This window comes from Centipeda sp. (in: firmicutes) (assembly GCF_057271695.1).
Map to the genome: position 1 here is coordinate 1 of NZ_DBHIVL010000001.1, position 11356 is coordinate 11356.

Annotated in this window: 11 protein-coding genes, 1 pseudogene and 1 riboswitch; of the genes and pseudogenes, 7 read left to right on the top strand and 5 right to left on the bottom strand. The window is 57.1% G+C overall.

Features of this window, described 5'->3' with window-relative positions; translation table 11 throughout:
• The first annotated feature begins 596 nt into the window (after positions 1 to 596).
• Positions 597 to 1151 carry a biotin transporter BioY gene (locus ACO6BQ_RS00005; protein ID WP_489118425.1) on the top strand — a complete coding sequence of 185 codons (555 nt, stop codon included), beginning with the start codon at positions 597 to 599 and terminating at the stop codon, positions 1149 to 1151.
• Positions 1152 to 1219: 68 nt separating this feature from the next.
• Here ACO6BQ_RS00005 and sstT read toward each other — a convergent pair whose 3' ends face one another.
• The 5 genes and pseudogenes from sstT to ACO6BQ_RS00030 form a co-directional block, all read right to left on the bottom strand.
• Positions 1220 to 2467 carry a serine/threonine transporter SstT gene (gene sstT / locus ACO6BQ_RS00010; protein ID WP_489118427.1) on the bottom strand — a complete coding sequence of 416 codons (1248 nt, stop codon included), beginning with the start codon at positions 2465 to 2467 and terminating at the stop codon, positions 1220 to 1222.
• A 96-nt stretch (positions 2468 to 2563) separates the two neighbouring features.
• Positions 2564 to 3418, bottom strand: coding sequence for a dTDP-4-dehydrorhamnose reductase (rfbD, locus tag ACO6BQ_RS00015; protein WP_489118429.1), 855 nt, complete (start codon positions 3416 to 3418; stop codon positions 2564 to 2566).
• Positions 3419 to 3499: 81 nt separating this feature from the next.
• Positions 3500 to 3622: pseudogene (locus ACO6BQ_RS00020) on the bottom strand (secretion protein HlyD); the annotation flags it as partial.
• Between the two features lie 40 nt (positions 3623 to 3662).
• Positions 3663 to 5093, bottom strand: coding sequence for a sensor histidine kinase (locus ACO6BQ_RS00025; protein ID WP_489118431.1), 1431 nt, complete (start codon positions 5091 to 5093; stop codon positions 3663 to 3665).
• The gene (locus ACO6BQ_RS00030) at positions 5077 to 5766 is read right to left on the bottom strand and encodes a response regulator transcription factor (protein ID WP_489118433.1); all 690 of its coding nucleotides are present in this window, start codon (positions 5764 to 5766) and stop codon (positions 5077 to 5079) included. The genes ACO6BQ_RS00025 and ACO6BQ_RS00030 overlap by 17 nt, the downstream gene beginning before the upstream one ends.
• A gap of 183 nt (positions 5767 to 5949) precedes the next feature.
• Here ACO6BQ_RS00030 and rsmI point away from each other — a divergent pair, with 183 nt between their 5' ends.
• The 6 genes from rsmI (at position 5950) to ACO6BQ_RS00060 (ending at position 10998) form a co-directional block, all read left to right on the top strand.
• Entirely contained in the window at positions 5950 to 6804 is an 855-nt protein-coding gene (gene rsmI / locus ACO6BQ_RS00035; protein ID WP_489118611.1) for a 16S rRNA (cytidine(1402)-2'-O)-methyltransferase, read from the top strand.
• 33 nt (positions 6805 to 6837) lie between these two features.
• Complete coding sequence (locus tag ACO6BQ_RS00040) at positions 6838 to 7215, top strand: PBECR2 nuclease fold domain-containing protein (protein ID WP_489118435.1); 378 nt, start codon at positions 6838 to 6840, stop codon at positions 7213 to 7215.
• A gap of 237 nt (positions 7216 to 7452) precedes the next feature.
• Complete coding sequence (gene metG, locus ACO6BQ_RS00045; protein WP_489118437.1) at positions 7453 to 8997, top strand: methionine--tRNA ligase; 1545 nt, start codon at positions 7453 to 7455, stop codon at positions 8995 to 8997.
• Positions 8994 to 9779 (top strand): TatD family hydrolase, encoded by a 786-nt coding sequence (locus tag ACO6BQ_RS00050; RefSeq protein WP_489118439.1) that lies wholly within the window; start codon positions 8994 to 8996, stop codon positions 9777 to 9779. The genes metG and ACO6BQ_RS00050 overlap by 4 nt, the downstream gene beginning before the upstream one ends.
• A 42-nt stretch (positions 9780 to 9821) precedes the next feature.
• Entirely contained in the window at positions 9822 to 9971 is a 150-nt protein-coding gene (locus ACO6BQ_RS00055; RefSeq protein WP_071985981.1) for a secretion protein HlyD, read from the top strand.
• A gap of 217 nt (positions 9972 to 10188) precedes the next feature.
• Positions 10189 to 10998, top strand: coding sequence for a 3D domain-containing protein (locus ACO6BQ_RS00060; RefSeq protein ID WP_489118442.1), 810 nt, complete (start codon positions 10189 to 10191; stop codon positions 10996 to 10998).
• A 107-nt stretch (positions 10999 to 11105) separates the two neighbouring features.
• Positions 11106 to 11338, top strand: a riboswitch (cobalamin riboswitch).
• Positions 11339 to 11356 lie beyond the last annotated feature (18 nt).

The following is an 11356-nucleotide window of genomic DNA, read 5'->3' on the forward strand; positions in this document are numbered from 1 at the left end:
GGCAAAAAAGATGCGTCAAGATGGCGTGGCTGAATTTATCAGTGCTTCCCTAACTACAGAAACAAAATGATGTAGTGTTTTCTACAGTCACAAGAAACTCGGCAGTGCCAGCTGCCGAGTTTTTCTGTTGCTTTTCCGTATGAAATGTGATATATTATCCGTAGAGATCATGAAGTTGCGATATTCAGGTCACAAGAAAACTCGACAGTGCCAGCTGTCGAGTTTTTCTGTTGCTCATTGACGCTATTGGCAAATAAAACAAAAAGCGGCAGTGCCAGCTGCCGCTTCTCTGTCCTCTTGCTGCGGGGCGGACTACTCCCCCAGGTCGGTTGCCGTCATCGCTCTCCGTCCAACCATTTGCAGATGTAGTAGGATACTACACCCGCCGCAACGGAGATCAAGAATGAAGCTGCGAGGCTCATACAGTCACCCCCTATCCGTGCCCGTGTTGGGGATGGCAACATCTAGAGTATAGCATAGAAACATCTGTTTTGCCAGCAAGAACTTCCTCGTCGAATGATGTCTACCAATTCTATAAAATAAGTTGACGAATCTCTCCATTCGCTGTAAAATACCAACGAAAAGGAGCGATTCTAATGACAACACGCGATGATAAATTCTTTTCCGTACGCAATACCACGCGCATGGCACTCTGCATTGCGCTGATCTGCGTGAGCGCGTACATTGCGGTTCCCGTGCCGTTTATGGCGCCGCTGACGATGCAGACCTTCGTCATGTGCCTTGCCGCGCTTGTTCTCACACCGCGCCAGACCGCAGTTGTTCTCGTGGGCTACACCGTGCTCGGTGCAATCGGTCTGCCCGTGTTTGCGGGCGGTGTCGGCGGGCTCGGCATCATCTTCGGGCCACGCGGCGGATTCTTTATCGGCTTTCTGCTTGCGTACACACTCATGAGTATGCTGAAGGGACGCGAGCCGTCCTTTGCACGTTATGCCCTCGTCGGAACACTCGTGAGCGTACCCGTCACCTACCTCGTCGCAACGCTCTGGCTGACGATCCTCTTTGGTGATAAATTTGCCGGGATCGTTGCCGCATTTATGGCACTCGTCCAGTACATCCCCGGCGACCTCATCAAGGCAGTCGCCGCTGCTGCGCTCGGTGTGTCGCTCAACAGACGGCTGCGGTATCTCTGAAGTTTTGCTGATACACAAAAGCGGCTTCCACACAGATGTGTGGAAGCCGCTTTGCTATTTCGTGGAACTCAGTTTTTCGGCGTCATATCCTCTGCGGTCAGCGTACCTTCCTTTGCACGCTCGGCAAGCTCTGCCGTTGCGGTAAAGAGTACGTCGGAGGAACTGTTCAGTGCGGTCTCGCAGGAGTCCTGCAGGACGCCGATGATGAAGCCGACGCCGACGACCTGCATGGCGATGTCGTTGCTGATGCCGAACGAGGAGCAGGCGACGGGGATGAGGAGCAGCGAACCACCCGCAACACCCGATGCGCCGCACGCACCGATGGTGGCGATGAGGCAGAGAAGGAGTGCGGTTGGCAGATCAACCGCGATGCCAAGTGTATTTGCTGCGGCAAGCGAGAGAATCGCAATCGTGATTGCCGCGCCGCTCATGTTGATGGTTGCACCGAGCGGAATGGAGATGGAGTAGACCTCGGGGTTGAGCCCAAGACGTTTGCAGAGCTCGAGGTTGACGGGGATGTTCGCCGCAGAGCTCCGCGTAAAGAACGCATAGATGCCGCTCTCACGCAGCGTCGTAAAGACGAGCGGATACGGGTTGCGATGCAGCTGCGCCCAGACGATGAGCGGGTTCATGATGAGTGCGACGGAGAAGAATGCGCCGAGCAGAACGGCAAGGAGCTGGAGATAGCTGATGAGGGCATCCACGCCGCTCGTACCAACGGCATCTGCCACAAGACCCATGATGCCGAACGGGGCGAAACGGATGACCCAGAGCACGATCTGCGTCATGACGACGGCGAAGTCGCGCACGGTGTTCTTCGTGGTCGGGCTTGCCTTCTGCAGGGCAAGTCCTGCGAGGACACTCCACGCGAGGATGCCGATGTAGTTCGCGCTTGCAATCGCATTGATCGGGTTGTCAACGACCTTGAGAATGAGGTTGTGGACGACCTCGACGATGCCGCTCGGCGGCGCGACGGTCGCATCCGCGACGACGAGGTGGAGTGTCGAGGGGAAGGCGAACGAGAAGCCGACGGCGACGACCGACGCAAGGAAGGTCGCGACGACGTAGAGCCGCACGATGGGCTTGAGTGCCGCACCCGAGCCGACCGTTCGCTGCGCCATCGCATTCATGACGAGGACGAAGACGAGGATCGGTGCGACCCCCTTCAGTGCGCGGACGAAGACATCGCCGAGCACGGCGACGACCGGGATGAGCACAGGCGCATAGAGCGCGATGAGGATACCGATGATGAGACCGAGCGCGATGAGCTTGATGAGTGCCGTCTCGCGGTACTTGCGGCTGATGTTGCTGAGCAAATGGATTCCTCCTTTGAAATGAAAAAATATGCCCCATTGTATCACAATGGGGCATATTTGTCACTCTTTTGTCAGGGTATACATATAAGGACGGTGCTATTCTTTTATCTCTTTGAGTTCTTCCAAGAATCTCCCCACTGCATCCTGCCATGTCGGCAGACGGGAAAAGCCCGCATCGTCGAGGGACTTCTTGCTGAGGCGGGAGTTCTTCGGGCGTACCGCCTTCGTCGGATACATGTGTGAGGGGACGGAGGTGACGTTGACCTCTGCGCCCGCCTGACGGAAGATCTCGGCGGCGAACTTCGCCCACGAGCAGAACCCCTCGTTCGTCGCGTGGTAGATGCCGTACTTGTCGCTCTCAAGCAGATCCACGAGCAGCGGCGCGAGATCACGCGTGTAGGTGGGCGAGCCGATCTGATCGGCGACGATGGAGAGACTTTTGTAGGATTTGGACAGTTCGAGCATGGTCTTTACGAAATTCTTGCCATGCGCACCGAAGACCCAGGAGGTACGCACGATGAAATACTTTTCAAGATGGTGCTGCACAGCCTCCTCACCTGCGAGCTTCGACGCGCCGTAGACGTTGTGCGGAGAGGTGAGGGCATTCGTCTCGTGGGGCTCGTCCCCCGTGCCGGGGAAAACGTAGTCCGTGCTGACGTAGAGGAGCTTTGCATCGCGCTCGCGTGCGAGCCGTGCGAGGATCTCTGTGCCCGCTGCGTTGACCTTGCGGCAGAGCGAGGGCTCGTCCTCTGCCTTGTCCACGGCGGTGTACGCAGCCGCGTGGAGGATGGCGTCGGGTGCGACAGCCTCCAGGACGGCTCGCATGACGTTCTCGTCAGACAGCGGAAAGATCTCCGAGGAGACACCGTGCACCTCGTGACCACGTGCCTTGCACTCCGCAGCGCAGTCATGCCCCAGCTGTCCTGTTGCACCTGTGATGAGGATTTTCATAGGAATCCGCCTTTCTTTTATTTTGTTTATTGTACCATAAAAGACGCTGCCTGTGTACTCCACAGAGGGCGTCTTTCGTTTAGGAAGCACTGATAAATTCAGCACTGTCATCTTGGTGCATCTTTTTCGCCCTGTCTGTGCCCTAGAATCCTCCACATAGCTTTGGCTATGCGTCCGGTTTGTCTCCTTGACAGGACAAAAAATCTATACCAATCTGACAGACTTCATTTTATCAGTGATTCCTTTATTCGGTTATGGCGGGAATGCTGAGCGTGACCGTTGTGCCCTCGTCCGGTTTGCTCTTGAGAGCGATCTGGATGTCATGCCGCTCGGCAATCCAGCGGGCAATCGCGAGTCCAAGCCCCGAGCCGCCCGTCTTCTTTGTACGCGAGGAATCGACACGGTAGAAGCGGTCAAAGATGCGATCCAGATGCTCGGGCGCAATCCCGATGCCGTTGTCGGTGAGTGTGACCGTGATGGTTCTACGATCATCCGAGAGGATGGAGTAGGCATGGATGTGACCGCCGGGGGGCGTGTATTTCAGACTGTTCTCAAGGAAGATGCGCAGCAGTTGGCGTAGGAGCACGGGGTCGCCGTCGACGCTGACGGGATCATTCCTGCCGAGGGTTATCTCGTGCGAGGTCGTGACGGTCTGCATCTTTTCCATCGTATCGGCAAGCAGCGCGGCAAAGTCGACCTCCTCCTTGTTGACCGCCTGCCGCTTTTGGTCAGCGCGTGCGAGAAAGAGGAGTTTTTCGATGAGCAGCTGCATATTCTCCGCCTCGGAGCGGATCGCCATGATGCCTTCGTCGAGGATGTTCTTGTCCTCGCGCCCCCAGCGCGAGAGCATATCGGAGTAGCCGAGGATGACCGTGAGCGGCGTACGCAGCTCGTGCGATGCGTCGGAGACGAAACGCTGCTGTTGCGTGAATCCCTCCTGCAGACGATCCAGCATGCGGTTGAACGTGCGTGCCAGCTCGGAGAGTTCGTCACGTGCACGCGGCACATCGAGACGGCGACCGAGCTGCTCCACCTCAATGCTGCGTGCCGTCCATGTGATCTCACGGATCGGCGTGAGGATGCGCCGGCTGATGAAATGCCCCGCAAGCAGTGCGAGCACGAAGCAGACGGCGACTGTGTAGAAGAGAAGACGTTGGAGTGCGTTGAAAAATTCTTTTTCCGTCGTGATCGTGCGGAAAAAATGGATCTGATAACGGATGCCGCCGTACTCGATGTCGCGCCGTGCGTGGTAGACCGCACCGCCTTGGAACTCGGAGACCTCCATCTCGGGGTTTGCCCAGATGGGCGTTGTGACGCGTCCCTTTTCGATGGTGTCAATGGATGGGAAATGCGCGTCCGTATCGAGCACGACGCGTCCTTCGCTGTCCGTGATCCGCACGATGACGCCGGGGATCACAGGCCCCTCGAACCAAAAACGCGCTTCCGCCGCATTTCCGCTCTCGATGTTGCTCATCACATGGCGGATGCTGCGGTCGAGATCGACCTCTGCCTGTCGATAAAAATAGATGTACGCGCCAATCCCCAGTATTGCCGTGGACAGAATGAGCACGAAAAAGAGGATTGCCGCGTAGAGCAGTGTGATCTTTGTGGAAATGCGGACGTAGAAATAACGGTCGATCCAGCGGGCAAGGCGCGAGTTAGTCGCGGACAACATACCCGACGCCCCGCACCGTGTAGATGTACTTCTTGTGGAAGCGGTCATCCAGCTTGGCGCGCAGGTAACGGATGTAGACATCGACGACATTGGTCTCGCCCGTGTAGTCGAACCCCCATACCTCCTGCAGGATCTGATCGCGCGTCAGCACGGTGCGCTTGTTGCGCAGGAGATACTCCAGGAGATCGTATTCGCGCTTTGTGAGGGCGACGGTCTCACCGTCCACCTGCACCTCGTAGCGCGAGAGGAACATGATGAGATTCTTCACCGTGAGGCGGTCGGAGGCATCCTCCGTCGAGATGTCACGGCGGCGCAGGGCGTTCCGGAGACGCGCAAGCAGCTCGGGCACGGCAAACGGCTTCGTGATGTAGTCGTCCGCGCCGATGTCCAGCCCCTCCACGCGATCCTCGACCGCGTCACGTGCCGTCAACATGATGATGGGAACATTCGAGACTGTACGGACACGGCGGCAGATCTCGATGCCGTCCATGCCGGGCAGCATCACGTCGAGCAGGATGATGTCGAAATTCTCCTGAATGATGCGCTCATAGGCACGCGTGCCGTTGCCCTCGATCTCCGCCTCGAATCCCTCGTGCTCCAACTCCATCTGCAGGAAGCGGGCAATGCGTACTTCATCCTCGACGACGAGGACGCGTGTTTTCTTTTCATCCATAATATACACCTCGCAAGTAGATCTTCTAATCTTGTGTTCTTACTATATACGAACTGCGTCGAATTGAAAAGGTTAAAGTGAGAAATATAATCGAACTTTTAGGCACTTGTGGATTTTGTAAGCCCTTCTTGACAATGCTTCATTCGTGCCCCACAATGGGAGAAAATGAACGGAGGAATGACATTGGAACAGACGGGACGGCTCTATCTCTGCGCAACGCCAATCGGCAATCTCGCGGACATCACCTATCGCGCCGTCGAGACACTGCGCACGGCGGATGTGATCGCCGCCGAGGATACGCGGCACACACGCGGTCTGCTGGCACACTATGACATCCACACGCCCATGACGAGCTACCATGAGCACAACAAGGAGGAAAAGGGTGCAGAACTGATCGAACGTCTCCGTGCGGGGGCAACGGTCGTCTGCGTTAGCGACGCGGGACTGCCGGGCATCGCCGACCCCGGCGGCAACCTCGCACGCCGCGCCATCGCCGAGGGGATCCCCGTCACACCGCTGCCGGGCGCGAACGCCGCACTCTCCGCGCTCATCTGCGCGGGACTGCCGCTGGAGGGGTTCACCTTCGTTGGCTTCCTCCCGCGCAAGGAGAAGAAGCGACGCGAACTCCTCACACGGATCGCCGCCTATCCCGAGACGCTCATCTTCTACGAGGCTCCGCATCGTCTCAAGGAGACACTTGCCGCACTCGCGGCGGGACTCGGCGCACAGCGGCAGGCGTGCGCTGCGCGGGAACTGACGAAGAAGTTCGAGGAGTTCCGCCGCACGACCCTTGGCGAACTCCTCGCACACTATCGGGAGTACGAGCCACGCGGCGAGTTCGTGCTCATCGTCGCGGGCGCGGACGAGAATGTCGCGAGTACTGCGGATGCAGCGGAGGAGATGTCCCTCACGGAGCGTTATGCCGCACACATCGCCAAAGGTTTGGACAGGAAGGAAGCCATGCGCCGCACCGCGCAGGAGCTTGGCATCTCGCGGCGAGATGTGTATCAGGCGGTACTGGCGGGGGACGCGGAGTGATGCGCAGGGTGACATGACCGGAGGTGGTGGGCTGTGTTTTTTGTCTGCAAGATCGACCGCTCCATTTATGCTGCTGTTTCGCGTGATATTCGGACAGATGACGTTGTTATTACGGACGAGCGGATTGCTCATATCAAGGAGCGCCATCCAAACGATTATGAAAGATTCATGATGTACATTCCGCAAATCATCGAGGCACCGGACTATATCATCGCATCGAATAAGCCGCATACGGCAGTACTTTTGAAAGAAATAGAGGTGAATGGAGAGGAATTCAAGGTGATCCTACGCCTGAAGGTTGAGCAGGATCCGGCACACTACCATCATTCCGTCATTTCGTTCTGGCACATCGGCGCGGCGACATGGGTAAAAACACTGAGAAATAAAGTTATACTTTACAGCCGTCCATGACCTTGTTATACTAAAAGCAAGAAAAGGTAATCGTCTTTCGAGGTGAAAATTGCGTCCTCACGCGCCGCGTGCTGTGTGCAACGGGCAAAAGAGATACCGGGGGTGACGCGCCGGTCGAAAGAGATTGCCTTTTTGGTGTCTATCCAAGAATGAACAAATGCTTCTGGAGCGTAGTTGTCACCCTGCACTGCCTGTGCTACTATATAAGGAAAAAATGATCGAAACGAGGCATGATTTATGAGCGAAAAGACTCCCTTTTACATCACTACACCGATCTACTATCCGAGCGCGAAGCTGCACATCGGGCACGCCTACTGCACGACGGTTGCGGACACGATTGCGCGGTTCAAGCGGCTCGCGGGCTACGATGTGTTCTTTCTGACCGGTTCGGACGAGCACGGGCAGAAGATCCAACAGGCGGCCCAGAAGGAGGGGGTGACACCCCTTCAGTACGTCGACCGCATTGTTGCGGGCTTTCAGGAGCTGTGGCGGCTGCTCGGCATCTCCTATGACGACTTCATCCGCACGTCCGAGGAGCGTCACCACGAACTCGTACAGCATATTTTCCAAAAGATCTACGATCAGGGCGATATCTACAAGGGCGCGTACAAGGGGCTCTACTGTACGCCGTGTGAGAGCTACTGGACGAAGCTGCAGCTCGACGAGAACGGCTGCTGCCCCGACTGCCACCGCCCCGTGCAGGAGGTTGCGGAGGAGGCGTACTTCTTCCGCATGAGCAAGTACGCGGATCGTCTTCTTGCCTACATCAACGAACACCCCGACTTTATCCAGCCCGTCTCGCGCCGCAACGAGATGATTGCGTTCATCGAGCAGGGACTCGAAGACCTCTGCGTCTCGCGCACCTCGTTCGACTGGGGCATCCCCGTGCCGTTCGACCCGAAGCACGTCGTCTATGTCTGGTTCGATGCGCTCAGCAACTATCTCACGCCCATCGGCTATATGCACGATGCGGAAAAATTCAGCCACTACTGGCCGGCGGATGTGCATCTCGTCGGCAAGGAAATCGTGCGCTTCCATACGATCATCTGGGGCTGCATGCTGATGGCACTCGGCATTGATCTGCCGAAAAAGGTCTATGGGCACGGCTGGTTGATTGTGGACGGGGCAAAGATGTCGAAATCCGTCGGCAACGTGGTCGATCCGATCGCGCTCATCGAGGAGTTCGGCGCGGATGCTGTGCGCTACTTCCTGCTGCGCGAGATTACGCTCGGGCAGGACGGCAACATCTCGCGCGACACACTCATCGGGCGCATCAACTCGGATCTGGCGAACGATCTCGGCAACCTGCTGCACAGAACCCTTTCGATGGCGAAGAAATACCGCAAGGGAGTTCTCGCGAAGGGGGCAGGGCGCACGGACTTCGATGCGGCACTTGAGGAAATGGCTGCAGCGACGGTCAAGGACTATACGGCGCAGATGGAGCAGATGGAGCTCTCTGCCGCGATTAAGACGGCGTGGGCACTGATCTCGCGTACGAACAAGTACATCGATGAGACCGCACCGTGGACGCTCGCCAAGGACGAGGCGAAGGCGGCAGAGCTCGACTCCGTGCTCTATCACCTCGTCGAGTCGTTACGCATTACGAGCATACTCATCTCTCCGTTCCTGCCTGTAACGGCACGCCGCATTCACGAGCAGCTCGGCTTTACATCGGACTTCGAGACGGTGCAGCTCGCAGATGCCGCATGGGGCGGTACGCCTGAGGGGCACACGGTCGGCACGGCGGAGCAGCTTTTCCCGCGCATTGAGATCGAAAAATGACGACATTCATTGATACGCACGCGCATCTGTATGATGAACGCTACGACGACGACCGCGCAGAGATGATTGCGCGTGCCGTCGCGGCGGGGGTCACGCAGATCATCAGCATGGGCGACACGATGGCGGCATCCGCGCAGGTGGTCGCCGATGCGGAGCAGTATCCCACGCTCTACGCCGCTGTCGGTGTGCACCCCGAGAGCGCGTGTGTGCTGACGGATGCGGAGCGTGCGCAGCTGCTCACGTGGGCGAAGCATCCGAAGGTGGTCGCCATCGGTGAGATTGGGCTGGACTACTACTGGGAGAAAGATCCGAAGGCACGCGCCCTGCAGCGCGAGCTCTTTGTCATGCAGCTCGGCATTGCACGCGCGGCGGGGCTACCCGTCTGCATCCACGACCGCGAGGCGCACGGGGATACGCTTGCCATTCTGCAGGCGGAGGGGCGTGATCTCACGGGCGTATTGCACTGCTATTCGGGCAGCCTTGAGACGGCGCGCGAGCTGTGGAAGCTCGGCTACTATATCGGCATCGACGGTCCTCTGACGTTCAAGAATGCGGGAAAGCTGCCCGCAATCGTGCGCGAAGCTCCGCAGGATAAGCTCCTCATCGAGACGGACAGCCCGTACCTTGCGCCCGTGCCGAAGCGCGGCAAGCGCAACGAGCCCGCCTATGTCGCCTTTGTCGCGGCAAAGATCGCTGAACTGCGCGGCGAGAGCGTCGAGGAGGTTGCACGCTATACGACAGAGAATGCGCGGCGGCTGTACCCGAAGTTGGGCGCGGTGTGATAAACGACACAAGTTCGATGTACCTATGGAATCGCTGATAAAATGAAGTCTGTCAGATTGGTGCAGATTTTTTGCCCTGTCAAGGAGACAAACCGGACTCATAGCAAGGGCTATGTGGAGGATTTGTCGACGATGAGAGGGCGAAAAAGATACGCCAAGATGGCACGGCTGAATTTATCAGTGCTTCCCTAGCTCTTTGAAACAAAATTGAAACAGTTTTATTGTTCTTTCGTAAATCATCGCCCTGCGTGTAGAGGAAATCTCTGTGCGCAGGGCTTTTGTGTGGGACGAATATCCTTCTCAGTGGTGGGGAAGATGTGAAAACAATGGCTGAAATTATTCTGAATCCCATTTTTCATGTAAAATTCAGTGTGAAGTGGGAAAATGCTATCAGCAAAGGGGGAATTCTATGCAGTGGAAGAAACTGGGACAGCTGATTCAGACAAAGAAGAACACTCTGTTCTGCGCCACCTTGGCGGGGATGATGCTCCTCTCCAGCGGATTCACGATGAACGGTCTGCCGAAGAATATGCAGCGCGTGAGCGTGCACGTTGACGGAGAGACCATCACCGACATGACGGTGCAGACGAGACCCAATGATATTTTTGAGAAACTTGGTGTAAAGCTCGGTGCGAAGGACACCTACGAGGTGTTTCACAACGAGGGCGAACGCCATACCGAGATTTCCGTACACCGTGCCGTTCCCGTGAGCATCTCGTTCTGGGACGACACGCAGCAGGTTATGACGAGCGGGCGCACCGTCGGCGAGGTCATGGCGGAGTACGGCTATAATCCGCAAGAGGTTGACGTGACACCTGCGGCGGACACGCCGATTACGGCAGATCTTGCGATCCGGCTGACGGAGAACGAGCAGGCTGCCGAGCAGCGCCGCGCACGCGAGCGCGAGGCAGACCGTGTCAGCCGCGGCATTCCACGCTACCGTGCGGCATACACGATGCACGCATCGGCATATCTCCCGAGCGATGGGGGCGGCAGCGGCATCACGGCGACGGGCATTCCCGCACGCCACGGTGTCGTCGCAGTCGATCCGAATGTCATTCCGCTCGGTTCGCGTCTCTTCATCCCCGGTTACGGCGAGGCAATCGCTGCCGATACGGGCGGCGCGATCGTCGGACATACGATTGATCTCTGCATGGAGAGCTACGACGAGGCGATTCAGTTTGGTCGCCGCAGCGTCGAGGTCTATGTCATCGACTAATTGAATTTATGCACATAAAGAATCACTGTGAGATAATTCACGCAGTGATTCTTTTTTAGTTGACAAGAAGCGATTTCAGTGTTACTATTCTATCGTACCATAAAAACTGCATATGCATTGGATCAAGTGCAGAGGTTTTGTTTGACAGAGCCTCGATTGCTTCATAGGGAATCCGGTACGGGAGTCATGGACTCCATAAGCCGGAGCGGTCACGCCACTGTAACAGGGAGTGATTCCGTGCGCTGACCTTGGGTCAGCAGTCACTGGGGAGAAATCCTCGGGAAGACGCGGAAGAACGATGAACTGAAGCCAGGAGACCTGCTTGATTGACAATCACCGATTGACCTGCGAGTGATGG